Source organism: Arthrobacter sp. HLT1-20 (assembly GCF_054510895.1).
Genome location: NZ_JBTNDR010000005.1, coordinates 129285 through 153478 on the forward strand (window position 1 = coordinate 129285; position 24194 = coordinate 153478).

Annotated in this window: 21 protein-coding genes; 7 read left to right on the plus strand and 14 right to left on the minus strand. The window is 62.3% G+C overall.

Annotated elements, in window-relative coordinates:
• Positions 1-10 precede the first annotated feature (10 nt).
• Entirely contained in the window at positions 11-1195 is a 1185-nt protein-coding gene (locus ACX80Q_RS04865; RefSeq protein ID WP_459329394.1) for a metallophosphoesterase family protein, read from the minus strand.
• A 200-nt stretch (positions 1196-1395) separates the two neighbouring features.
• A complete protein-coding gene (locus ACX80Q_RS04870; RefSeq protein ID WP_459329432.1) occupies positions 1396-2367 on the minus strand; it encodes a heme o synthase in 972 nt (323 codons plus the stop codon).
• Between the two features lie 371 nt (positions 2368-2738).
• Between ACX80Q_RS04870 and tkt the strand changes: the two genes are divergently transcribed.
• The 6 genes from tkt to pgl all read left to right on the plus strand — a co-directional run bounded on the left by tkt (position 2739) and on the right by pgl (position 11110).
• Complete coding sequence (gene tkt, locus ACX80Q_RS04875; protein ID WP_459329395.1) at positions 2739-4886, plus strand: transketolase; 2148 nt, start codon at positions 2739-2741, stop codon at positions 4884-4886.
• A 160-nt stretch (positions 4887-5046) separates the two neighbouring features.
• On the plus strand, positions 5047-6168 hold the full coding sequence (gene tal, locus ACX80Q_RS04880) for a transaldolase (protein ID WP_459329396.1): 1122 nt from the start codon (positions 5047-5049) through the stop codon (positions 6166-6168).
• 5 nt (positions 6169-6173) lie between these two features.
• Positions 6174-7811 carry a glucose-6-phosphate isomerase gene (locus tag ACX80Q_RS04885; protein ID WP_459329397.1) on the plus strand — a complete coding sequence of 546 codons (1638 nt, stop codon included), beginning with the start codon at positions 6174-6176 and terminating at the stop codon, positions 7809-7811.
• 16 nt (positions 7812-7827) lie between these two features.
• Positions 7828-9372 (plus strand): glucose-6-phosphate dehydrogenase, encoded by a 1545-nt coding sequence (gene zwf / locus ACX80Q_RS04890; RefSeq protein WP_459329398.1) that lies wholly within the window; start codon positions 7828-7830, stop codon positions 9370-9372.
• Positions 9369-10310 (plus strand): glucose-6-phosphate dehydrogenase assembly protein OpcA, encoded by a 942-nt coding sequence (locus tag ACX80Q_RS04895; RefSeq protein ID WP_459329399.1) that lies wholly within the window; start codon positions 9369-9371, stop codon positions 10308-10310. Before zwf ends, ACX80Q_RS04895 begins: the two co-directional genes overlap by 4 nt.
• Positions 10307-11110 carry a 6-phosphogluconolactonase gene (pgl, locus tag ACX80Q_RS04900; protein ID WP_459329400.1) on the plus strand — a complete coding sequence of 268 codons (804 nt, stop codon included), beginning with the start codon at positions 10307-10309 and terminating at the stop codon, positions 11108-11110. The genes ACX80Q_RS04895 and pgl overlap by 4 nt, the downstream gene beginning before the upstream one ends.
• 263 nt (positions 11111-11373) lie before the next feature.
• Here pgl and secG read toward each other — a convergent pair whose 3' ends face one another.
• Together secG and tpiA are read right to left on the minus strand one after the other, a co-directional pair.
• Positions 11374-11616, minus strand: a complete 243-nt coding sequence (secG, locus tag ACX80Q_RS04905) for a preprotein translocase subunit SecG (RefSeq protein WP_459329401.1) — start codon at positions 11614-11616, stop codon at positions 11374-11376.
• 112 nt (positions 11617-11728) lie between these two features.
• On the minus strand, positions 11729-12544 hold the full coding sequence (gene tpiA, locus ACX80Q_RS04910; protein WP_459329402.1) for a triose-phosphate isomerase: 816 nt from the start codon (positions 12542-12544) through the stop codon (positions 11729-11731).
• Here tpiA and ACX80Q_RS04915 point away from each other — a divergent pair.
• The gene (locus ACX80Q_RS04915; protein WP_459329433.1) at positions 12477-12659 is read left to right on the plus strand and encodes a hypothetical protein; all 183 of its coding nucleotides are present in this window, start codon (positions 12477-12479) and stop codon (positions 12657-12659) included. The genes tpiA and ACX80Q_RS04915 overlap by 68 nt on opposite strands.
• On the opposite strand, the gene ACX80Q_RS04920 is transcribed toward ACX80Q_RS04915, so the two are convergent.
• The 10 genes from ACX80Q_RS04920 to ACX80Q_RS04965 all read right to left on the minus strand — a co-directional run bounded on the left by ACX80Q_RS04920 (position 12648) and on the right by ACX80Q_RS04965 (position 24094).
• Positions 12648-13886, minus strand: a complete 1239-nt coding sequence (locus ACX80Q_RS04920; protein ID WP_459329403.1) for a phosphoglycerate kinase — start codon at positions 13884-13886, stop codon at positions 12648-12650. The two genes, ACX80Q_RS04915 and ACX80Q_RS04920, sit on opposite strands and share 12 nt — an antisense overlap.
• Positions 13887-13894: 8 nt before the next feature.
• Positions 13895-14902 carry a type I glyceraldehyde-3-phosphate dehydrogenase gene (gap, locus tag ACX80Q_RS04925; protein WP_459329404.1) on the minus strand — a complete coding sequence of 336 codons (1008 nt, stop codon included), beginning with the start codon at positions 14900-14902 and terminating at the stop codon, positions 13895-13897.
• 234 nt (positions 14903-15136) lie between these two features.
• Positions 15137-15760, minus strand: coding sequence for a superoxide dismutase (locus ACX80Q_RS04930; RefSeq protein ID WP_459329405.1), 624 nt, complete (start codon positions 15758-15760; stop codon positions 15137-15139).
• Positions 15761-15868: 108 nt separating this feature from the next.
• Entirely contained in the window at positions 15869-16849 is a 981-nt protein-coding gene (gene whiA, locus ACX80Q_RS04935) for a DNA-binding protein WhiA (protein ID WP_459329406.1), read from the minus strand.
• Between the two features lie 25 nt (positions 16850-16874).
• Positions 16875-17870, minus strand: coding sequence for a gluconeogenesis factor YvcK family protein (locus ACX80Q_RS04940; RefSeq protein WP_459329407.1), 996 nt, complete (start codon positions 17868-17870; stop codon positions 16875-16877).
• A gap of 2 nt (positions 17871-17872) precedes the next feature.
• Positions 17873-18793, minus strand: coding sequence for an RNase adapter RapZ (gene rapZ / locus ACX80Q_RS04945; protein ID WP_459329408.1), 921 nt, complete (start codon positions 18791-18793; stop codon positions 17873-17875).
• 260 nt (positions 18794-19053) lie between these two features.
• A complete protein-coding gene (locus tag ACX80Q_RS04950) occupies positions 19054-20379 on the minus strand; it encodes a ferredoxin reductase family protein (protein ID WP_459329409.1) in 1326 nt (441 codons plus the stop codon).
• Positions 20380-20513: 134 nt separating this feature from the next.
• A complete protein-coding gene (gene uvrC / locus ACX80Q_RS04955) occupies positions 20514-22496 on the minus strand; it encodes an excinuclease ABC subunit UvrC (RefSeq protein WP_459329410.1) in 1983 nt (660 codons plus the stop codon).
• 190 nt (positions 22497-22686) lie between these two features.
• Positions 22687-23355 (minus strand): lysophospholipid acyltransferase family protein, encoded by a 669-nt coding sequence (locus ACX80Q_RS04960; RefSeq protein WP_459329411.1) that lies wholly within the window; start codon positions 23353-23355, stop codon positions 22687-22689.
• Positions 23342-24094, minus strand: a complete 753-nt coding sequence (locus ACX80Q_RS04965; protein ID WP_459329412.1) for an HAD hydrolase-like protein — start codon at positions 24092-24094, stop codon at positions 23342-23344. Before ACX80Q_RS04965 ends, ACX80Q_RS04960 begins: the two co-directional genes overlap by 14 nt.
• Positions 24095-24194: the final 100 nt, after the last annotated feature.

A 24194-nucleotide genomic window follows, 5' to 3' on the forward strand; every position in this document is an offset into this window, starting at 1 on the left:
AGTCGATGAGCTAGCGCTGGTCGGGGCCCAAGGGAAGCGGCTCGATCGGCTGGTCGTTGGCGGTGAGGTCAATCCCGTAGTCCTTGGCAAAGACAACGCGGGTGTCCTTGTAGATGCCGGGGTGGTTCTCATCCAGTTCAAACACGCGCGCACCCCGCAGTCGGTTCCGCCCGGCACCGGGCAAACCGTAGGCCCCAAATCCGGTACCCGGCGCGTAGCCCAGCTGAACGCCGTAGTAGTTGCCCACATAGGTGTTCACGTGGTCGTGGCCCACAAAGTAGCCCTTGACATCCCCGCGCTCCAGGAATGCGTTGAACAATCCTGAGTTGATGGGGCCGGGGCACTCATCCTCGTTGCGCTCGCCCACAATGGTGTGGCGGGTCAGTGCCCGGGCATGGTCTGAGTCCTTGCGGGAGTCGATGCTGGCAAACCACATGTTGCGGTGTTCGTGCAAGGCAATGTGGCCCCACATCAACGAGGGCACCTTCTTGCCGTACATGCGCTCGGTGGCGATGGACTTTTCGCGGTACCAGCTGACCTGGTCCATGCGTACCCAATCCCACGTGGGGTAGCCCTCAAAACTCTGCCCGTTGATGGCGCCCGGCGCGTACCGGCCCGTGTCGATGAGCCACAGGCCGAAGGCAGGCGCCTTGGAGGTGGCGGACTTGATGAGCAGTTGTGTGTTGGAGGTGCCGGTGAGGCCCGGGGTGGAGTCGGCGTTGACGTTGAACGCGTAGCTTTGCAGGAAGGCAAGCATCTTGGCTTCGGTCATGCCGGTGCGTGCCAGGGAATCCTCGTCGTGGTTTCCGAAGGTCACGGCCCACGTGATCTTGCGCTTTTCCATGGGTAGCACCACATGATTCAGTGCCTGCTTGACCTCCAGCTCGTTTTCGCAGCCGCCAGTGATGACATCGCCATTGATGACCACAAAGTCTGGCTTCTCCGCATCAAGGGTGCGCTCCATGAGTTCAATGGTGCGGCGGTCGGTGCGTTCGTCGTCCTGGGTGTCATTGAACTGGACGATCTTGAAGGTGCCATTGGGGCGAAACGCAAGGCTCGGCTTGGGTGGCTTGGCCCCCGGAGCTGCCTTGCTCTCGGTTCCTGCAGCCATAGTGATTCCCAGCGCGCCCAGGGTTCCCGCGGCAGCCAATGCTGCTCTCCGGCTGAGTTTTGGCTGGTTGATGCTTGCCGTCATTGCTGCCTCTCGAAAGGTGGTGCGGCGCCTGTTTGGGCCGCAGTTGCACCACGACAGTAGGGAGCCAAACCGGCCAGCGCAGTAACACGGGAGGTCCGCCCGGAGAACGCCCGGTGAACAGCCGGTACGAAGCCGGGCCCAACGCAAAACGGCACCCATCCGCAGTGGTGGGTGCCGCCGTCGTGCAGGAAAAAAGAAAACTAGCCCATCAGGGCCGAGCCCACAAAGGGATCGACGGCCAGGGACAGGAACACCAGGGTCAGGTAGGTGATGGATACGTGGAAAACCTTCATGGCGTTCTTCTTCGTCACCAGGTTCTTCTTGGAGTTGTTGTACAGCGTGTGCGCCTCCAGCAGGAACCAGATGCCGGCAGCTGCCGTGGTCACGGTGTAAACGATTCCAGCACCGCCCAGGGGGATCATGAGCAGCGAACAAGCCACCATGGCCCAGGTGTAGAGCACCACCTGAACGGCCACCGTGCGTGAACCGGCCACCGCGCCAAGCATGGGGACGTTGACGGCGTTGTAGTCGTCGCTGTAGCGCATGGACAAAGGCCAGTAGTGCGGCGGCGTCCACAAGAAAATGATCATGAACAAGATCACGGCGGGCCACTGGACAGTGTTGGTGACGGCCGCCCAGGCGATCAACACCGGCATGCAGCCGGCAGCCCCGCCCCAAACAATGTTCTGGGATGTGCGGCGCTTGAGGATCAGGGAGTAGACCACCACGTACAGGAAGATGGCGGCAATGCCCAGGATGCCTGTCAGCGGGTTGATGCTCCACAGCAGGACCACTGCCAGAACTGTCAGCACCCAAGAGAACACCAGTGCTTCACGCGGCGTAATCACACCGGTCACCAGGGGGCGCTTGGAGGTGCGGTTCATGATCTTGTCAATGTCGCGGTCAATGTAGCAGTTGAATGCGCCGGACGCGCCAGCCGCCAACGCCCCGCCAACCATGGTGGCAACCATGAGCCAGAGGCTGGGGACGCCGTTCATGCCGGCAAAGCCGTGCGCATAAAACATGGTAGGCAGGGTGGTCACCAGCAGGAGTTCCACAACCCGGGGCTTTGTCAGGGCCAAATATCCCTTGGCCTTTTCCGCAAAACCCACAGAAACCTTGGCTGGGGTTTCGGTGGTCGGGGTATGCATTGCACTCACGTGTACTGTCACCATGTTTTCATTGTTGATTCGGCGCTGTGGCTTCACTGCCCGCCGCAACATGTGCACGGATGGCAAAGCTATCCCTATAATAGCCGCCCGAACCGCCGGAGAGCGAAAATCGCCAAAGTCAAGTGTGCGCTTCCGAGTTCTCAACATGTGAAAACCACTCACGGAAGTGGGTGCGAGTCGTGTAACTTTAGAATCGCCTGACCGCGTGTGATCAAGCCTCCCACGGCACCCGTGAGACTAAGCTTGATATTGCTGAAAGCAATACCCCAGGGCAGGGCCCTGAATCAGCAGCCAAAGTTTGTTGACATTCTTCGGCGCGCACGCTTGCCCTGCAGCTGCACTTTTTTGCCCATAACGAGAGGGACCTGTCAGTGTCACATCTGGATTTGCCAACGTTCACCTGGACCGCCAACGATCAGCGCGCAGTGGACACTGCCCGAATTCTGGCCGCTGACGCAGTAGAGAAGGTGGGTAACGGCCACCCAGGCACGGCGATGTCGCTGGCTCCGGCCGCGTACTTGTTGTTCCAGAAGGTCATGCGCATTGATCCGAAGAACCCTGACTGGATTGGTCGCGACCGTTTCATCCTGTCGCCGGGCCACACGTCCCTGACGCTGTATGTCCAGCTTTTCCTGTCCGGCTACGGGCTGGAACTTTCCGATCTTGAAGCTTTGCGCACCTGGGGTTCGCTGACTCCTGGCCACCCGGAGTACAAGCACACCGCCGGTGTGGAAATCACCACCGGCCCGTTGGGCCAGGGCCTGGCCTCGGCTGTTGGCTTCGCCTACTCCCAGCGCCGCATGCGCGGGCTCATGGACCCTGACGCAGCCCCGGGCACCAGCCCGTTCGACCACACCGTCTGGGTTATTGCTTCCGACGGCGACATGCAGGAAGGCGTCACGTCCGAGGCCTCCAGCCTGGCCGGGCACCAGGAGTTGGGCAACATGGTTGTCATCTACGACTCCAACCACATCTCCATTGAAGATGACACCAACATTGCCTACTCCGAAGACGTGCTCAAGCGCTACGAAGCCTACGGCTGGCATGTGCAGCGCGTTGACTGGACCAAGACCGGCGACTACGTCGAAGATGTTGCCGAACTGCACGCAGCCCTGGCCGCGGCAAAGGCTGAGACCACCAAGCCTTCACTGATCTCCCTGCGCACAATCATTGGCTTCCCGTCCCCGAAGAAGCAGAACACGGGCGGCATCCACGGTTCCGCCCTGGGTGCAGCCGAAGTTGCCGCCCTGAAGGAAGTTCTGGGCTTTGACCCGGCAAAGAACTTCGACGTTGAGCCGGCCATCCTGGACCACGCCCGCGAGCTGGTTACCCGTGGCGCCGAAACTCGTGAAGAGTGGAATGTTGGCTTCACGGCTTGGCAGAACGCCAACCCGGAATCCGCAGCCCTGCTGGAGCGCATTGAGAAGAAGGAACTCCCGGCCAACTGGGAAGAGAACCTGCCCGTCTTTGAAGGCGGCAAGGAAGTCTCCACCCGCGTTGCCTCCGGCAAGGTTCTGAATGCCATTGGCGGTGTGCTGCCCGAGCTGTGGGGCGGTTCCTGCGACTTGGCCGGTTCCAACAACACCACCCTTGAAGGCACCGGCTCGTTTGTGCCGGCCTCCAAGCAGACCGACACCTGGTCAGGCGGCCCCTACGGCCGTGTCCTGCACTTCGGTATCCGCGAACACGCCGCTGCCGCCATTGTGAACGGCATCCACCTGGGTGGCCCCACCCGTGCGTTCTCCGGCACGTTCCTGATCTTTAGCGACTACCAGCGCCCTGCCATCCGCCTCAGTGCACTGATGGGTGTCCCGTCCATCTACGTGTGGACGCACGACTCCATCGGTTTGGGCGAAGACGGACCCACCCACCAGCCTGTGGAGCAGCTCTCGAGCCTGCGCGCCATTCCGGGCCTGGATGTGGTGCGCCCGGGTGATTCCAATGAAGTCTCGGCTTCCTGGAAGAAGATCCTGGAAACCACCAGCAACCCGGCCGGCATTGTGCTGACGCGTCAGAACATCCCCACCTACTCCCGTGGCGCCGGTGTTGCCACGGCCACCGAGTTCGGTTCCGCCGAGGGAGTTGCCCAGGGTGGATACATTTTGGCTGAGGCCGTGTCCGACGGCGCAGTTGTCACCCCCGCCGTGATTCTGATCGCCACTGGCTCCGAGGTGCAGCTGGCTGTTGAGGCCCGCGAGGCATTGCAGGCCGTGGGCATCGCCACCCGTGTTGTCTCCATGCCCTGTGTTGAGTGGTTCAACGCCCAGCCCGCAGAGTACCGCGAGCAGGTACTGCCCTCCGCCGTCAAGGCCCGCGTCTCCGTCGAAGCCGGTTTGGCTTTGGGCTGGCGCGAATTCGTTGGCGACGCCGGCCGGACCATCTCCTTGGAGCACTTCGGCGCCTCGGCCGACTACAAGATCCTGTTCAAGGAATTCGGCATCACCACCGAGGCCGTCACGGCCGCTGCCAAGGACTCCCTGGCTGCCGTGCAGGACTCACTGGCCGCCGCCAACTCCTAAGCACCACCGGCCGGCAGGCACCACGGGATGGTTCCCGCCAGCCGCCACGTCTTCACCCCGTTGTCCTGGGACCGTGCCACAGCGCACTGCCCCAGGACAACGGAACAACGCTCCTGCGCAGTGCCTTGAGGCAGGGCCTTCATCTTAAGGAAGTAGCAAAATGACTCATTCAACTCCCACAGCAGCACTCTCAGCAGCTGGCGTTTCGATTTGGCTTGATGACTTGTCCCGCAGCCGCATCAGCAGTGGCAATCTCACTGCCCTGATCGCGGAGAAGAACGTTGTTGGCGTCACCACCAACCCCAGCATTTTTGAAGCAGCCATCACCAAGAGCGATGACTACAAGGCTGAGCTGAAGAAGTTCTCCGCCGCTGGTGTTTCGGCTGAAGAAGCCGTCTTCGAATTGACCACGGCCGACGTCGCCGACGGTTGCGACATCTTCGCCGGCGTTGCCGACGCCACCAAGGGCGTTGACGGCCGCGTCTCCATCGAAGTTGACCCGCGCAAGGCCTGGGACACCGCAGGGACATTCGAGGAAGCCAAGCGACTCTACGCCAAGGTCAACAAGAAGAACGTCCTGATCAAGATCCCGGCAACCCTCGAGGGCCTGGAAGCCATCACCTCCACCCTGGGCGAGGGCATCAGCGTCAACGTCACGCTGATCTTCTCCCTTGACCGCTACCGCGCCGTCATGAACGCCTTCCTGAGCGGTTTGGAACTGGCCAAGGCCAACGGCCACAACCTGGCCGACATCCACTCCGTCGCCTCCTTCTTCGTGTCCCGCGTGGACCTGGAAATCGACAACCGCCTCGAGGCCATTGGCACCGAGGAGGCTGCCTCCCTCAAGGGCAAGGCCGGCCTTGCCAACGCACGCCTGGCCTACCAGGCCTTCGAAGAGGTCTTCTCCTCCGAGCGCTGGGCCCTGTTGGCCGACGCCGGAGCGCTCCCCCAGCGCCCCCTGTGGGCCTCCACGGGTGTCAAGAACCCGGCCTACCCGGACACCCTGTACGTGACCGAACTGGTCGCCGCCCACGTGGTGAACACCATGCCGGAGAAGACCCTGGATGCAACCTTCGACCACGGCGTGGTCGAAGGTGACACCATCACCGGCACCTACGAGGAAGCCAACGCCCTGCTGAACCAGCTCGAAGGCCTGGGCATCTCCTACAACGACGTTGTGGGCATCCTGGAAACCGAAGGTTTGGACAAGTTCGTCGCCAGCTGGAAGGACCTCCTGAACCACGTCCAGGAAGCCCTGGACGCTGCAGGCTCGGAAGGCTAAGCACCATGACATCACTGGCATTTGCGGCCACAGGCGCCGCACAGGAAGCGGGCGCGTCCCAGCTGCTGACACTCGTTGCCGACCAGGTGGCTTCCCGGATCTTCGCCAAGGACGCCACCCTGTGGGGCCCGGAGGCAGAAGCAGAATCGGCCATCCGTTTGGGTTGGGTCGAGGCTGCAGAAGTTTCGGCACCCCTCGTGGAGCAGATCCATGCCCTGCGTGCCGAGCTTGCCGCTGAGGGCGTCAACCACATCGTCTTGTGCGGCATGGGCGGCTCGTCCCTGGCGCCTGAGGTCATCACGGCCACGGCCGGCGTTGAGCTGACGGTCCTGGACAGCACCGACCCCGACCAGGTGCGGGCCGCTGTCAGCGACCGTCTGGCAACAACTGCCATAGTGGTGTCCTCCAAGTCGGGCTCCACGCTGGAAACCGACTCGCAGCGACGCATCTTCGAAGCCGAGTTCACCGCAGCCGGTTTCGATGCCAAGTCACGCATCATCATTGTCACCGACCCGGGCTCTCCCCTGGACGGTTTTGCCCGGGAGGCCGGATACCGCAAGGTGTTCAACGCCGATCCCAACGTTGGCGGCCGCTATTCGGGCCTGACGGCTTTTGGCCTGGTCCCCTCGGGCCTGGCCGGCGCTGATATCGCTGCGTTGCTGGATTCCGCTGAGGAAGCCGGCGAAATGCTCCGTGACGACGACGTGGACAACGTTGGCCTGCGCCTGGCAGCAGCCCTGGGCGGCTCCAGCCCCTTGCGCAACAAGATTGTCATTGTTGAGGACGGTTCCGGCATTGTTGGCTTCGCCGACTGGGCCGAGCAGCTCATTGCCGAATCCACTGGCAAGCAGGGCACAGGCGTGCTGCCTGTTGTGGCTGACGCCAACTCCCCCGAAGTTGTTTCCGGTGCCGCCGATGTTCTGGTGGTGCGGCTGGTGGCCGGGGATTCCGACGTCGAACTTGGCGAGAACGAGGTCAGCATCGCCGGGGACCTGGGCGCGCAGATGATGGTGTGGGAATTTGCCACAGCCGTGGCGGGGCGCCTGCTGGGCATCAACCCCTTCGACCAGCCTGACGTGGAGGCAGCCAAGTCTGCCGCACGCGGCCTGCTGGACGCCACACCGGCGCCAACACCGGCACTGTTCACCGACGGTGCCATTGAGGTGCGCACTGCCAACCACGACGCCGACTGGTTGACTGGCGCAGGCACTGTGGAGCAGGCCATCTCTGCCCTGCTGGGCACCTTGCCGGCGGACGGCTACCTCAGCGTGCAGGTCTACCTGGACCGCCTGGCCAATGCGCCGCTGGCAGAGGTTCGTAACGAACTTGCCGCTGTGAGCAACCGCCCCGTCACGTTTGGCTGGGGACCTCGCTTCCTGCACTCCACCGGCCAGTTCCACAAGGGTGGCCCCGCAGTGGGAGTGTTCTTGCAGGTTACGGGTGCGGCGCAACAGGATTTGGCAATTCCGGAACGGCCGTTTAGTTTTGGGGAGCTGATTTCTGCTCAGGCTGCCGGTGACGCCACCGTGCTGGCTGATCACGGACGCCCGGTTCTGCGCCTTCACTTGACTGACGTGGCCGCCGGCGTTGCACAACTCAAGACTGTGGTGGCCACACTCGCTGGCCAGCACTCCGACGCATAAGGTAACTTCTCAACAGATGCCAACCTCCGCAGCAACACAAAATGAAAACCCGCTCCGGGACAGTCGGGACCGCCGACTGTCCCGGGTTGCGGGCCCGTCGTCGCTGGTGCTCTTTGGAGTGACCGGTGACCTGGCGCGCAAGAAGCTCATGCCCGCCGTGTACGACCTCGCCAACCGCGGGTTGTTGCCGCCCAGTTTTGCCTTGGTTGGTTTTGGCCGCCGTGCCTGGACCGATTCAGACTTTGCCGCCCAGGTGAAAACGTCCGTGCAGGCCCATTGCCGCACCCCGTTCGATGAGAGCGTGTGGAGTCAACTCAGCGAGGGCATTCGTTTTGTCCAGGGCGAATTTGATGACCACGCCGGCTTTGAGCGCCTCAAGGCAACCCTGGCCGAACTCGACCAAACCCGGGGCACCCGGGGAAACACCGCTTTCTACCTCTCCATCCCGCCCAAAGCGTTTGAACTCGTCTGCCGCCAGCTGTCCGAGCACGGCCTGGCGCAGGGCACGGATGAGAGCTGGCGTCGTGTGGTGATCGAGAAGCCTTTTGGCCACAACCTTGAATCCGCACGTGCCCTCAATGACATTGTGGAATCGGTGTTCCCGCAGGACGCTGTCTTCAGGATTGACCACTACCTGGGCAAGGAAACCGTCCAGAACATTCTGGCGCTCCGTTTCGCCAACCAGTTCTTTGAGCCGCTGTGGAACGCCAACTATGTGGATCATGTGCAGATCACCATGGCCGAGGACATTGGCACGGGCGGCCGTGCTGGGTATTACGACGGCGTGGGTGCTGCCCGCGATGTCATCCAGAACCACCTCTTGCAGCTGCTTGCCCTGACGGCCATGGAGGAACCCATTTCCTTCGACGCCGATCACCTGCGTGCGGAGAAGGAAAAGGTCCTGTCCGCCGTCAAGCTGCCCGAGGACCTCTCCACGCATTCCGCCCGCGGCCAGTTCTCCGGCGGCTGGCAGGGTGGCGAGCATGTTCTTGGTTACCTGGAGGAAGAGGGCATTCCCGCCGATTCCACCACCGAAACCTTTGCCGCCATCCGCCTGGACATCCACACCCGCCGTTGGTCCGGGGTGCCGTTCTACTTGCGTGCTGGCAAGCGTTTGGGCAGGCGCGTCACCGAGATCGCAGTGGTCTTCAAGCGTGCACCAAATCTGCTGTTCACCGACCACCAGGAAGATGACTTCGGCCAGAACGCCGTGGTGATCCGCGTGCAGCCGGATGAGGGTGTCACCATCAGGTTCGGCTCCAAGGTCCCTGGCACGCAGATGGAAGTCCGCGACGTCACCATGGACTTTGGCTACGGACACGCCTTCACCGAGTCGAGCCCCGAAGCGTATGAGCGCCTGATCCTTGATGTTTTGCTGGGTGAGCCGCCGCTGTTCCCCCGCCACGAAGAAGTTGAATTGTCCTGGAAGATCCTTGACCCGTTCGAGGAATTTTGGGCTGCAGAGGGCAAACAACCCGAGGCCTATGACCCCGGCAGTTGGGGACCGGCGTCGTCAGATGAACTGTTGAAGCGAGATGGAAGGACGTGGCGTAGACCGTGATAGTTGAACTCCCGGACACCACAACGTCCAAGATCACCAAGGAGATCGTCAAGCTGCGCGAGCAGGGTGGCGTGGTTGCCCTGGGCCGTGTTTTGACCCTTGTGGTCATCACCCGCAGCGGCAAGGAAGAAGAAGCCATTGAGGCGGCCAACCTGGCCAGCCGGGAGCACCCGTGCCGGATCATTGTCCTCGCGGCTGGATCCGCGCACGCGGAAACCCGCCTCGATGGCGAGATCCGCGTAGGCGGCGACGCCGGGGCATCCGAGGTCATTGTGCTGCACGGTTATGGTGAACTGGCTGCAGAAAACGAATCGCTGGTTTCGGCACTGCTCCTGCCTGACGCACCCATTGTTGCCTGGTGGCCTCATAGTGCGCCGGTCAAGCCCAGCGAGTCCCCGGTGGGCCGCATTGCCCACCGGCGCATCACGGATTCGGCCAATGCGCCCGATCCCCGTGAGGCCCTCAAACACATTGGTGATAGCTACGCCGCGGGCGACACCGACCTGGCTTGGACGCGCCTGACCAATTGGCGGATCCAGTTGGCGGCCACTTTGGATCAGTACGACGGTTCCGACCCCATCACCGGGCTGCAGGTGGAGGGTGCCAGTGACTCCCCCAGCACATTGCTCTTGGCGTCCTGGCTGCACAAGGCCCTCAACGTGCCTATTCAGGTGCGTGAAGATCCCAGTGGAACTGGCATCCGCACAGTTGTCATCGAACGTAGCAAGGGCAATGTTGTGTTGACCCGCCCGGGCGCCATCGAGGCATTCCTGACCCAGCCCGGACAGCCCGACCAGCAAATCTCCCTGCCCCGCCGTTCCCTGCAGGACTGCCTGGCGGAGGAGTTGCGCCGCTTGGACCCTGACGAGGTATTTGGTGAAGTGGTCACCGCCGGCCTGCACGAGTTGTTCGCAAAAGAGAAGGCTGTTCAGTCATGAGTTCCAACGTCCGCATCACCAAGCATCCTTCCTTTGACGTTTTGGCGGCCACCACTGCCGCACGGCTGATCACCCGCCTTCTTGACGTTCAGAGCGAACGCGGCGAAGCCACGGTGGTGCTGACCGGTGGCAGCGTTGGCATTGCGACGCTGCGGGAGATTGCGCAGTCCCCAGCCCGTTTGGCAGTGGACTGGAGCAAGGTCAACTTTTGGTTTGGGGATGACAGGTTTGTGCCCACCGATTCAGCCGACAGGAATGCCGGCCAGGCCGCCGAGGCGCTGCTGAACCACATTGCTGTTGACCCTGCCCGGGTTCACGCCATGGCCGCCTCGGACACGGTTGCCGATCTCGACGAAGCAGTGCAGCTGTACGCGGATGAGCTGGCGCGGGCCGCCCGGCACGAATGGGAGAACAGCGACGACTCCTCCGAGCAGGCACCCACGGTGCCGCGCTTCGACGTGCTGTTGTTGGGTCTTGGCCCCGACGCCCACATTGCGTCGCTGTTCCCCGAGATGGCTGGCATCCGTACCACTGGAAGCAACGTGGTGGCAGTGCGCAACTCCCCCAAGCCGCCGCCGTCGCGCGTGTCATTGACGCTGGAGGCCATCAACTCGGCCGCCGAAATCTGGATTGTGGCAGCAGGCGCCGATAAGGCAGCGGCCGTGGGCCTGGGCCTGGCCGGCGCCAACACGGTGCAGGTGCCGGCCTCCGGTGCCCGGGGCAGGAATAAGACCTTGTGGCTGCTCGATGAGCAGTCGGCGGCAAAGGTTTCGGCGCAACTGCTGCACCGCGAGCACTAGCCCCTCCCCGACGCTCTCGCAGCAATGGTGTGTTTTTTCCCGACGCTCTCGCAGTAGTGGCTGGATTTTACTGAACGCTCTCGCAGCAGCTCCGACTGAACCGGTGGCCAGCGCGATAGGGTTCTCGGAAATCTGACCATTACTGCGAGAGCGTTGGTCGAGAACCAGCCATTAGTGCGATAGCGTCTGGGGGTAACAAAGAAGAGGTCCCGCTCAGCGGGACCTCTTCTTTGTGTACTGCTACTATCTGTCCTGCGTGGTGCTTAGCTGTAGGACATGATCAGACCCAGGCCGATGATCACTACGCCCCAGGTGATGCCCAAAACTACTGTGAAGCGGTTCAGGTTGCGCTCGGCAACACCGGAGGAGCCAAGGTTTGAGCTCATGCCGCCACCAAACATGTCCGACAGACCGCCGCCACGGCCCTTGTGCAGCAAGATCAGCAAGGTCAGCAGCAAGCTGGTGACACCCAAAAGGATCTGCAGGGCGATTTGTAGTGTTTCCACGAGTGGCCTTTCAGCATGGTAATTGTAAAGCGCAAAAAAGTTGGAGTGCACCCCAGTCTATCCGTGTCCACCCGCACATTGCGAATGGACACGGAACTTGGGCGGCTATTCGCTAGTTCGTTACGAGGTGGCTCTCAAAGCGGGCAATGCTGGCAAATTCGCCGGCATCCAGGCTGGCACCGCCAACCAAAACACCGTCAACATCGCGCTCAGCCATGATGGCCGCAACGTTGTTGGCCTTGACCGAACCGCCGTAGAGCAGGCGAGTCTTGGCGGCCGTCTCGGTGCCGAACAGTTCTACCAGCTCGGCGCGAATGGCTGCACACATTTCCTGTGCGTCCTCCGGACCGGCAACTTCGCCGGTACCGATGGCCCAGACGGGCTCATAGGCAATGACCAGTGTGGCCGCCTGCTCGGCGGTCAAGCCGGCAACGCCTGCGCGGACCTGCGCGAGCGTATGCTCAACATGGGTGCCGGCCTGGCGGATGGCGAGGCCCTCACCGGCACACAGCACGGGGGTGACCTCGTTGCGGTAGGCTGCCTTGACCTTGGCGTTGAGCAGTTCGTCGCTTTCGTTGTGGATTTCACGGCGTTCGCTGTGACCCACCAAGACGTACGCGCAGCCGAGCTTGTTCAGGAATGCTCCGGAGATGTCACCCGTGTACGCGCCGGAATCCTTGTCGGAGAGGTCCTGTCCACCGTAGGCCAGCTTGAGCTTGTCGCCCTGGACCAGGGTCTGGACGCCGCGGAGGTCCGTGAACGGCGGGAACACTGCAACCTCTACCCGGCTGAAATCGTGGCGGGCATCGGAAAGTGTCCAGGCGAGCTTCTGCAGCAAAGTGATGCCCTGGACGTGGTCCATGTTCATCTTCCAATTGCCGGCAATTAGCGGTGTCCGGTCGAAATTACCGTTGGTTGAAGTCGTCATCGCTGTCTCGTTTCTTGGTGTAACTAAATCAAAACTTGAAAAATTTGCGCCAGGTGGCGCGAGAAAAGGCGGCGGCAGGATGATCCTGCCGCCGCCTTTTGATTTAGCGCTCTAGTGCGCTTAGCCCCGGAAGTTCCTTGCCTTCAAGGAATTCCAGGCTTGCTCCACCACCGGTGGAGATATGGCCGAATTCGGTGTCCGCGAACCCGAGGGTGCGCACGGCTGCGGCAGAATCGCCGCCACCAACCACTGTGAAGCCGCCGTTGGCACTGTTGGTGCTCAACGCACCGGCCACTGCGCGGGTTCCCTCGGCGAAGGCCGCAAACTCGAACACGCCCATGGGCCCGTTCCAGAACACAGTCTTTGCCGTGGCAATTGCGGTTGCGAAGGCTGCACCGGACGCAGGCCCTATGTCCAGGCCCAGGCCGCCTGCCCCGAAGGAGCTTTCCTCGATAGCATCCGCCGCAACCACTTCGTGGTCGGCATCAGCGGCGAAGCCGGAGGCAACCACAATGTCGGTCGGCAGCACAAACGTGGTGCCGGCAGCAGCCGCACGGTCCAGGTAGTCCTGGACCACGGGGATCTGGTCAACTTCCAACAGTGAAGCGCCAACCTTGTGGCCCTGTGCTGCAAGGAAGGTGAACAGCATGCCGCCGCCAACCAGGATCGTGTCCGCCTTGCCAAGAAGGTTGTCAATGACAGCCAACTTGTCGGAAACCTTTGAACCACCCAAAACCACAACGTAGGGGCGCTCGGTGTTGGTGGTCAGCTTGCGCAGAACCTCCAACTCGGTGCGCACCAGATCGCCCTGGTAGGACGGCAAAAGCTTCGCAATGTCGAAGACACTGGCGTGCTTACGGTGGACGGCACCAAAGGCGTCATCCACGTAGGCACCGTTCTCCCCCGTCAGTGCTGCCAGCTCGGCAGCAAATGCTGCGCGCTCGGCGTCGTCCTTGGAGGTTTCGCGGGCATCAAAACGCACGTTCTCCAACACCAGGACGGAACCGTCAGCCAAAGCTGCAGCAGCAGCCTGTGCTGCGGGACCTGTGGTGTCAGCGGCCAGTGTGGCGTTGAGCTCGGGAGCCAACTCCGCCAGGCGGGCCACAGCGGGAGCCAAAGAATACTTGGCCTCCGGCGCACCCTTGGGGCGGCCCAGGTGGGCGCTGAGCAGAACCTTGGCACCGGCGTCGGCCAATGCCTTGATCCCGGGCAGGGAGGCCTTGATGCGGCCATCATCCGTGACGGTAGCGCCGTCGAGCGGCACGTTCAAATCACTACGGATCAGAACGTACCGCCCCCGGACACCTTCATCGATGAGTTCGCTGAGGGTGTGAAGTGTCATTTTTAGCCTTAGAGCTTGGAGGCGACGAGCTCGGTCAAGTCGACCAGGCGGTTGGAGTAGCCCCACTCGTTGTCGTACCAGGAAACAACCTTGACCTGGTTGCCAATGACCTTGGTCAGGCCGGAGTCAAAGATGGACGACGCCGGGTCGCCAACAATGTCCGAGGACACGATCGGGTCTTCGGTGTAGGTCAGGTAGCCGGCGAGCTTGCCTTCGGCAGCAGCAGCCTTGTAAGCAGCGTTGACTTCCTCAACGGTTACCTCGCGGCTCACGGTTGCGGTCAGGTCGGTGGCTGAGCCTGTGGGGACGGGTACGCGGATGGCGTAGCCATCCAGCTTGCCCTTGAGCTCCGGCAGAACCAGGCCAATAGCCTTGGCTGCACCTGTGGAGGTCGGGATCATGTTGACTGCTGCTGCACGGGCACGGCGGAGGTCGCTGTGCGGGCCGTCCTGCAGGTTCTGGTCGGCAGTGTAGGCGTGGATGGTGGTCATCAGGCCACGCTCCAAACCGAAGTTGTCGTTCAGGACCTTGGCCAGCGGGCCCAGGCAGTTGGTGGTGCAGGATGCGTTGGAGATGATGTGGTGCGCGGCGGGATCGTAAAGATCGTCGTTGACACCCAAAACGATGGTGATGTCTTCATTGGACGCCGGAGCGGAGATGAGGACCTTCTTGGCGCCGGCATCAATGTGCTTCTGTGCGTCGGCGGCCTTGGTGAAGAAGCCAGTGGATTCGATGACGATGTCAACGCCCAATTCGGCCCACGGGAGGTTTGCGGGATCGCGCTCAGCCAGGACGGTGATGGTCTTGCCGTCAACCACCAGGTGGCCGTCAACAACCTCAACGGAAACGGACAAGCGGCCGTTTACGGAGTCATACTTGAGCAGGTGGGCCAAGGCCTCGGGGCTGGTGAGATCGTTGACTGCAACGATCTCAATGTCGGCGCCCTGAGCGAGTGCGGCGCGGAAGTAGTTGCGGCCGATGCGGCCGAACCCGTTGATACCAATACGAGTAGTCACTTAGTTCTCTCCTTGGTGCTCTTACGAACACACGTAGTCAGGTTGAAGGTCACCTTCAACCATTGTTTCCCGCACGACGTTGGGCAGAGATTCTTTCGATGGCGCACATCGACAAGCGCGCGCCGTGATCTATATTACGTTCTATGGTGCCCGCCCCGTTAATCGAACGGAGCGGGCGTCCATATGTTGGTCAGAAACACCGCCGAAACATGGTGTTTGCTAGGCCAAGCTTGCTTACGGCAGGATCAGGCCTGTCGCGTTCTTGCGGGCTGCCTCAAAGCGCTTGGACACATCGGCCCAGTTCACAATGTTCCAGAAAGCCTTGACGTAGTCAGCCTTGACGTTGACGTAGTCCAGGTAGAAGGCGTGCTCCCACATGTCCAGCATCAGCAACGGGGTGGTCGCCACGGGGATGTTGCCCTGCTGGTCAAAGAGCTGCTCGATCAGCATGTTGCCGCCGAGGCCTTCGTAGGACAGCAAGGCCCAGCCCGAGCCCTGGATGCCCATGGCTGCTGCGGTGAAGTGGGCGCGGAAGGCGTCGAAGGAACCAAACGCATCGTCAATTGCTGCCGCCAATTCGCCTTCGGGCTTGTCGCCACCCTCGGGGGAAAGGTTGTTCCAGAAGATGGAGTGGTTGGTGTGGCCACCCAAGTGGAATGCCAAGTCCTTGGAGAACCTGTTGATGTTGGCGAAGTTGTTGGTCTCGCGAGCTTCGGCAAGCTGTTCCAGAGCCAGGTTGGCTCCTGCAACATAGGCAGCGTGGTGCTTGCTGTGGTGCAGTTCCATGATGCGGGCGGAAATGTTGGGTTCCAGGGCAGCGTAGTCATAGCTGAGTTCTGGGAGTGTGTACTTAGTCACGGTTCCTCCGTTGCGATTCTTCTGTTTGTTTTGCCGAAGGTGTTTGTCCGGCAAGGGTAATCCGTCTGGAACAGGCGGTTCACCCTCTACTCTTTCATACTAGGCAGCTCAGGTATCGAGCATGTCGAAAGTGACGTTGGACTCAGTGCCGGGAATGCCCAAATCTTTGGCCTTCTTATCCGCCATGGCCAGCAAACGGCGGATGCGTCCGGCAATGGCGTCCTTGGTCAGTGGCGGGTCGGCCAGCCTGCCCAACTCATCGAGGCTGGCCTGTTTGTGGGCCACCCGCAACGCTCCGGCGTACTTCAAATGGTCCGGGACGTCCTCGCCCAAGATTTCCAGGGCACGCTCCACCCGGGCGCCGGCAGCAACGGCCGCCTGCGCCGAGCGGCGTAGGTTGGCGTCGTCGAAGTTAGCCAGCCGGTTGGCCGTGGCGCGCACTTCCTTGCGCATGCGCCGTTCCTCCCACACCAAGAAGGTGTCGTGGGCGCCCATGCGCACCAGGAGGGCTGCGATGGTGTCGCCGTCGCGGATGACAACCCTGTCAATGCCGCGGACGTCGCGTGCCTTGGCCGCAATGTCCAGACGACGCGCGGCTCCCACAAGTGCCAGCGCGGCTTCCGGTCCAGGGCAGGTGACCTCCAGGGCCGAAGAGCGCCCCGGCTCGGTCAGGGAGCCGTGGGCCAGGAAAGCTCCACGCCATACGGCCTCGGCGTCTGCGGTGGAGCCGTTGACAACTACCGACGGAAGTCCCCTGACTGGGCGGCCTCGGGCGTCCAGCAGGCCGCTCTGGCGGGCCAGGGCTTCGCCGTCGCGCACCACCCGGACCACGTAGCGGTTGCCGCGGCGCAGCCCGCCGCCGGAGACAACAATGATCTCGCTTTGGTGGCCGTACATTTCGGCGATGGCCAGGCGCAGGCGCCGGGCGGTTGCCGCGGTGTCCACCTCGGCTTCGATGACAATCTTGCCGGAAATGATGTGCAAACCGCCAGCAAACCTCAAAAGCGCGGAAACCTCGGCCTTGCGGACGGAGGATTTCTTGACGTCAAGCCGAGACAATTCTTCTTTTACTGCCGCAGTTAGCGCCATGATTCAGCCTCTACTTTCACGTTCATTAATGACCCCCAAAGATATCGCGGTACGCAGCTGCCAACCGTAGCGGATCGTGGATAGCGTTGCCACCGGAACTCCCCACCTTACCGAACACCACCTCGGCACCAATCATTGCGGCCGCTTGTGTGAATTCGCCAACATCACCAATGGATGAGGGATCCGCCAGCACCACGTCAACACTGAACCCGGGTGCGTACCGTGAAATGACGTGCAAGTGGTCAGCGGCGTTCATGCCGTCGGCTTCGGCGTCGTTGACGTCAAGGTTCATGGTCAGCAGGCGCTTGGCCTTGGTGGCGCACAGGGCATCACGCATCTGCGGCAGCAACAAGTGTGGCAGCACGGAGGTGTACCAGGAGCCGGGCCCCAGGACCACCCAGTCGGCGTCGTGGATGGCTGCGACGGCTTCGGCGCAGGCCGGTGCGTCAGTGGGCAGCAGGCGGACCTCCTCCACTTCCCCAGCCTTGGCCAGCAGGGACTGGCCGCGGATCAGGCGCCCGGGCGAACCGGGAACCTTGATGCGGCCCTCAATGGTGAGCGGCACGCTGGCCATGGGCAGCACCTCGCCGCGGGCACCCAGCAGCGCCCCGGCCCACCGCAGCCCGGCCACGGGGTCGCCGAGGAGTTCCCACAGGGTCACAATCAGCAGGTTGCCCAGGGCGTGGTTGTCCAGGGATCCGGTGACGCCCTCGCGGGAGGTGAACCTGTGCTGCATGACGTCGCGCCAGGTCCTGCCCCAGTCGGTGTCGTCGCACAAGGCGGAGAGGGCCATGCGCAGGTCCCCGGGCGGGAGGACGCCCAGCTCTTCGCGCAGGCGCCCGGAGGAGCCGCCGTCGTCAGCCACTGTGACAACGGCGGTCACATTGCCCGTGACCAGGCGCAATGCAGAGAGGGATGCGGCCAGCCCGTGCCCGCCGCCCAGGGCTGCCACCTTGGCGCCGGTGTTCAGGGTGGAAAGCTTCGCGGCGGACGGGACTATGGGCAGAATTCCTGTGTACACGCTTACTCCCGGCCCAAATCGCGGTGCCGAATGCTTGTTGTGACGCGCGGCAGCTGGCTCAGGCGCTTGGCCAGTTCAATGGCCACAGCCACCGAGCGGTGCTTGCCGCCCGTGCAGCCCACGGCGATGGTGGCGTAATGCTTGTTCTCACGGCGGTAGCCCTCAAAAACGGGCTCCAGCGCGTGCACATACCTGTCCACAAAGTCGGCTGCGCCGTTGTCCTTGAGCACAAAGTTGCTGACGGCCTCGTCCTGACCGGTCAGCGGGCGCAGTTGCGGGATCCAGTGCGGGTTGGGGATGAAGCGGACATCGGCCACATAGTTGGCGTCCACGGGCAGGCCATATTTGAACCCGAAGCTCATGACTGTCAGGCTCAAAACCACCGGTCCAGACTCAGAAAACAGCTCCGTGACGGCAGAGCCAAGCTCGTGCACGTTCATGACGGAGGTGTCCAGGATCATTTCCGCCTGGTTCTTCATTTCAGAGAGCAGCACCCGTTCGGCGGCGATCCCGTCGAGGATGCGGCCGTCCTTCTGCAAGGGGTGCGGGCGCCTGCCCTGCTCGAAGCGGCGCACCAGGGTGTCGTCACTGGCGTCCAGGAACAGCACCCGGTAGCTCACACCGGCGGCTGAGAGGGCGTTGAGAGATTCGCGGATGTCGGCAAAGAGTGCCTTGCCGCGGACATCGACGACGACGGCCAGCTTGGGCAGGGCTGCCGGCATGCGGGAGACCAGCTCCGCCAGGGTGCCAAGCATCTGCGGTGGCAGGTTCTCGATGACATACCAGCCATGGTCTTCAAGGGCGTTGGCCGCGGTGCTGCGGCCGGCACCTGACATGCCCGTTACCACCAATAGTTCGGCCTCAACCGGTTTGACCGCCGTCAAGGCTTCCTCGCCGCCGGTGCTCTCTTGATCTTGGTTCATTGCGTTTCCCTGTCAATTATTTGTGTGAAACCCAAGGGTTCCGCCGCCCAGCCACGGCTACAGACTAAGCCTAGCGGGCGAGGGGCCCCAAAAGTTGCGGAGCAGCTTTTGGGGAGGCCGCTAGGCGCTATCCTCCGGGAGGAGTGCCGGCACGGCCGAACTACATGCGGGCCACGGCGAAGAGGATGCTGGCCAGCAGCAAAAGGCCGCCGATGATGAAGACGAACCGGGTGGTCCATGCTTGACGCATTGAAACTTCCTTAAATCATGTCGAAGCGTTCGGAACTGACTTGGCTGGAGGGGACGCCCACCTGGGCGAGGGCGTCTTCCATTGCATCCATCATGGGGGTCGAGCCGCAGATGAGGAACTCGTAGCGGCGGAATTGCCTGGGCAAACGGCGTCGCAACATGTCAGCGGTGATCCGCCCGCCTTCCCCGTCCCAGTCGTGCGGCGGGTTTCCCAGGACATGGACAAGTTCAAGGTTGGGCATTCTTTCGCTCAGCTCAGCCAACTCGTCGCGAAGCACCACGTCGTCCCAGTTTCCGCTCGCGTAGAACAGCGTCACGGGCCGGACGTCCTCACGCTCCAGCATGGTCAAAAGCATGCTGTACATCGGGGTCACACCCACACCTCCCGCAACAAAGACATACCCGGGCGCTTGTCGCTGGTCCATGCTGAACACGCCGTGCGGACCGTCAACATAGACCCGGGTGCCGACGGCAACCTCTGAAACAGTTTCAGTAAAGTCGCCGGCTGCCTTGATGGTCATGCTGATGGTTCCGCTAGGCTCCGTGTCTCCGGCGGAAGAAAACGAAAACGGGTGCTGGGTGAGGCTGAACGGGGACCGGCCGATCGCGATCCAGCCGAACTGTCCTGGCTTGAAACGAAAACCGTCGTGCCCCATTGGGGCAAGGACCAAGGTTGTGGCGTCTCCGCGTTCCATGGTCACTTTGACCACTTGCCAGGGACGTCGGAGCCTCATCAGCGGGCTGATGAGGCGAACCCACACCAAGAGGAAAATGAGGATGCCGATATAGCCTTCAAAGAGAACATGACGCAGGGTTCCCTGGACAAAGTAGCCAACCAAACTCGCGTGGAGCAGGCCAAACAAGACAACGGCCACCGCAATCAGCCCGTGCGTCAGTTTCCAGACCTCGTAGCGCAGCCGCAGGCGCTTGCGCCACACGGACAACCCAATCAACACCAGGAGCGCAACAACGCTGAGCACGGCGAACCTGGCGCGCCAGGGCGCCGTCAACGGATTCAACAGGGCCAGGTACTGGGCATCTGCGATGAACAGCAGTACCGGGTGCGCCACGACAAACACAAGTGCCACGCAGGTGATCTGTATGTGGAACTTCAGCAACGCATCAATCCCGAACGGGGCAGCCACCACCTTGAACCGGGCGATCAAGACGAATTGCAGGGCCATGATCGACAAGCCAACAAAACCCAGGGCAACCGATAGGTCAATCAAGAACGGCCGGTCCACCGAAGCGGGCTGGCCGAGGGCCAGCAGGAGCGGGGCCAGGCAAAAAAGCACATAGAGTGACAACCACGCCAAGCCGCTGAGCACATTCTTCATTTCACTCCTGAGCTACGAACAATTTGTGGGTGAAATTCTGGCTGGAATGGCTGACCCTTTTGATGGTCGCAATCCTACGCCCATCCATGGGCAGATCGCCTTCCGCTCCGGTTACCTGTCCGCCCGTCTAGGTCCTAGTCGAGTATCTCGCCGGTGGTCATGTTGATGGCCGGCGCGACCGCCTGGTCCTGATCACTGGCGTTGACTGTGTCATATATTGCCTGGGCCAGCACAGGCCCCACACCCTTGGCCTGCGCGAGTTCCTCCACCGTGGCGGCGCGGACCTTCTTGAGCGAGCCGAAGTGAGCCAGCAGTGCCTTCTGCTTGGCGGCACCGAGTCCTGGCACGGTGTCCAGGACGGAGGCCACCATAGCCTTGCCGCGTTTTGCCCTGTGGAAGGTGATGGCGAATCTATGGGCTTCATCACGAATTCGCTGCAGCAGGTACAGGCCCTCCGAGGAGCGCGGCAGGATGACGGGGAAGTCGCTCTCCGGCACCCACACCTCCTCGAGGCGCTTGGCCAGGCCAATCACGGCAACGTCGGTGATGCCCAGCTCGGCCAGTGCCCGCGCAGCAGCGTTGACTTGGGGTATGCCGCCGTCGACCACCACCAGGTTGGGCGGGTAGGCGAACTTGGATTTGGACGGCTCGACGGCGTCATCCGCACCGCTGGCGGCAAGTTCACCGCTGGCGAGGGCGGTCTGCGCGCGGGCCTCCTTCTCGGCGAGGTAATTGCGGAAACGGCGGGTGATGACGTCGTACATGGAGGCGGTGTCGTCGATGGCGGCATCGCCGGTGATGGCGAACTTGCGGTATTCGCTCTTCTTGGCGATGCCGTCCTCCACCACCACCATGGAGGCCACAACGTTGGTGCCCTGGACGTGGGAGATGTCGAAGCACTCAATGCGCAGCAGCGGCATGGGCAGATCGAGGGCTTCCTGAAGTTCCTGGAGCGCCAGTGAGCGGGTTGTCAGATCCCCTGCCCGGCGTGACTTGTGCAGGGCCATGGCCTGGCGGGCGTTGACCTGCACGGTGTCCATCAACGCGGCCTTCTCGCCACGCTGGGGCACCTTGATGGAGACCTTGCCCTGGCGCAGCTCCCCCAGCCACTGGGCCAGGTACTCATGGTTGGTAGGCAGTTCGGGGACAAGGATTTGCCGCGGGATGGCATCCTGTTGCTGTTCCTCGCCGCCATAGACCTGCTGCATCAGGTGCTCCCACAGCTCGGCGTTGGAGGCGTCCTCCACCTTTTCCACCACCCAGCCGCGCTGCCCGCGGATGCGCCCGCCCCGGACAAAGAAGACTTGCACGGCCGCTTCAAGATCGTCTTGTTCAACGGCAAAAATATCCGCGTTGGTGTCCTCGCTCAGCACCACGGCGTTGCGTTCAAAGACTTTACGCAACGCAATGATGTCATCACGGACCCTGGCGGCTTGTTCATAGTCCAGCTCGGCCACGGCTGCCGCCATGCGCTTCTCCAGGGTGCCGATGAAGCGCTTGGCTTCGCCGCCCATGAAGTCGCAAAAGTCCTGGGCGAGGGCCTTGTGGTCTTCCTCGCTGATCCTGCCAACGCACGGGGCCGCGCACTTGTCGATGTAACCCAGCAGGCAGGGCCGCCCGCTACGTTCGGCGCGGCGCAGGACGCCCGTGCTGCAGCTGCGCACAGGGAACACCCGCAGCAGGGTGTCCATGGTTTCGCGGATGGCACCGGCCGTGTACGGGCCGAAGTATTTAGTGCCCTTGCGCCGTTCGCCGCGCATCACCTGGACGCGGGGGAACTTCTCACTCATGGAAACAGCCAGGTAAGGGTAGGTTTTGTCGTCCCTGAACGCGAGGTTGTACCGGGGGGAGAACTCCTTGATCCAGGTGTACTCCAGCTGCAGCGCCTCGAGTTCGCTGCCCACGACGGTCCATTGCACGCTTGCCGCGTGGTGGACCATGGCATGGGTCTTGGGCAGCAACGTGGCCGGATTGGCGAAGTATGAGTTCAGCCGGGACCGGAGGTTTTTGGCCTTGCCCACGTAAATAATGCGTCCGTGCTCGTCACGGAAACGGTAAACACCTGGGTCCGTGGGAATTTCGCCGGGTTTGGGCCGGTAACTTGCTGGATCTGCCACCAGTTCATTCTAGGGTGGGGCTGCGTCTCTGAGGGCCCACCCGGCAGCTTCTGAGCTGTGAGAGAACGCGGGAACTGCCCCCAACCCTGCCGAGTCAGACCCAGGGCCGCATTAGGTGCGTCGCCCGACGTCGGACTCGGCAGCGTTAGGTCCGACTCGGCGTGTGTATACAGGTGGGAGCCGGTGGGGCCTATTCGATGCTGGGGCTTTGGTTGTATTTGCTGCTGCGTTCCTGACCGGTCAACTCGGCAATGGCGTCCATGATGGTGTCGGTGACGTGCCGGCGGGCTGGCAGGGAGTGGTCCGGTCCCGTCTTGTCAAAGTACAGTGGCTTGCCAAAACGCAGGGTGAACTGTGCCGGGCGGAAGCCCTTGCCGCCAGCGGGCTGCAGCTTCTCGGTGCCAATGATGCCCACCGGGACCACAGGGGCGCCCGTTGTCAGGGCCAGCCAACCCACGCCGGTGCGTCCACGGTACAGGAGGCCGTCGCGTGAGCGGGTTCCCTCGGGGTAGATGCCCACGCCCTCATCGCGGCCCAAGATATCCAACAGTGTCTTGAGCGCCTGAACGCTGGCAGCTTGCTCCCCGCGTTCCACCGGAATGGAGTTTACTGACTCGAAGAAGGACTTCATCAGTTTCCCCCTGATGCCCTTGCCGGTGAAGTATTCGGCCTTGGCGAAGAAGGAGACCGGCCGCGGTGTCAGCGCCTGCACAATGACCGAGTCGAAGAAGGAGAGGTGGTTGGGCGCCACAATGAACGGCCCGTCGGTGGGCACATTCTCCAGGCCCTCAACGGTTGGCCGGCAGAGGGCGCTGATGGTGCCGCGTGTCAGCACGCGGGTCATGTCATAAAGCGCCATCGCGGGCCTCCCGGAAGGTCTGTGCCAATTCGTCGGCAAGTTCGCGCGTGGAATCGACGACGGCGGCAACGCCTGCCGCTGCCAGCTCGCCGTCGGCGGCAAAGCCCCAGGAGACGCCAATGCAGTCAAGGCCGTTGGCCTGGGCGCCCATCACATCCTGGTGTCTGTCCCCCACCATGACTGCCGTGGATCCTGCGTCGGCAAGGTGGTCCAACTCCGAGAGTTCGGTCAGGGCGGCCGCAATGATCTCGCTCTTGCCTGCACGGTAGCCGGGTGCACCCGGCATGAGGGTCTCGTCCGTGTGGGAACCCTTGATGACGGCAAATAGCTGGTCAATCCCATGGAGTGCCAGTAGTTTCTTGGCCAGAGGCTCAGGCTTTTGCGTGGCAACAGCCAGCGGAATGCCTGCGTCCTTCAACTGCGTCAGCAGGTCCACGATGCCCGGGTACAGCACGGACATGGCCATGCCCTCCCGCATGTACCAATCCCTGTACGCGGCAATGACGGCAGGCACCGTCTCCACGGGGACGCCGGCAAAGGTGACCAGTGCGTCAGCGAGCTTGGGGCCCACCATTGCGTTGAGTGCGTCCAGCCCGGGGCTCTGTAGGTCCATGGTGCCCAGGGCATATTCGATGCCCTGGGTGATCCCTCCGGCCGGGTCAACAAGCGTCCCGTCGAGGTCGAAAAGGACTGCGGTGGCAGATTTGCCACGATTGACGGGCGGAGCGGCGATATTCACGTCCATAGTTTCTCACGACATGCGCCACTACCGGCTCATCCATGCCTGTCCGGGAATATCTTAGCTGAGCGTAGTCGACCTCCACCCGACCCTCTCCCCC

Excerpts from the sequence above, each read along its gene's own strand:
- ACX80Q_RS04865 (WP_459329394.1), bottom strand. The coding sequence starts at position 1,195 with ATGACGGCAAGCATCAACCAGCCAAAACTCAGCCGGAGAGCAGCATTG.
- tal (WP_459329396.1), top strand. The coding sequence starts at position 5,047 with ATGACTCATTCAACTCCCACAGCAGCACTCTCAGCAGCTGGCGTTTCG.
- ACX80Q_RS04885 (WP_459329397.1), top strand. The coding sequence starts at position 6,174 with ATGACATCACTGGCATTTGCGGCCACAGGCGCCGCACAGGAAGCGGGC.
- zwf (WP_459329398.1), top strand. The coding sequence starts at position 7,828 with ATGCCAACCTCCGCAGCAACACAAAATGAAAACCCGCTCCGGGACAGT.
- pgl (WP_459329400.1), top strand. The coding sequence starts at position 10,307 with ATGAGTTCCAACGTCCGCATCACCAAGCATCCTTCCTTTGACGTTTTG.
- ACX80Q_RS04915 (WP_459329433.1), top strand. The coding sequence starts at position 12,477 with ATGTTCATCTTCCAATTGCCGGCAATTAGCGGTGTCCGGTCGAAATTA.
- tpiA (WP_459329402.1), bottom strand. The coding sequence starts at position 12,544 with ATGACGACTTCAACCAACGGTAATTTCGACCGGACACCGCTAATTGCC.
- ACX80Q_RS04920 (WP_459329403.1), bottom strand. The coding sequence starts at position 13,886 with ATGACACTTCACACCCTCAGCGAACTCATCGATGAAGGTGTCCGGGGG.
- whiA (WP_459329406.1), bottom strand. The coding sequence starts at position 16,849 with ATGGCGCTAACTGCGGCAGTAAAAGAAGAATTGTCTCGGCTTGACGTC.
- rapZ (WP_459329408.1), bottom strand. The coding sequence starts at position 18,793 with ATGAACCAAGATCAAGAGAGCACCGGCGGCGAGGAAGCCTTGACGGCG.
- ACX80Q_RS04950 (WP_459329409.1), bottom strand. The coding sequence starts at position 20,379 with ATGAAGAATGTGCTCAGCGGCTTGGCGTGGTTGTCACTCTATGTGCTT.
- ACX80Q_RS04960 (WP_459329411.1), bottom strand. The coding sequence starts at position 23,355 with ATGGCGCTTTATGACATGACCCGCGTGCTGACACGCGGCACCATCAGC.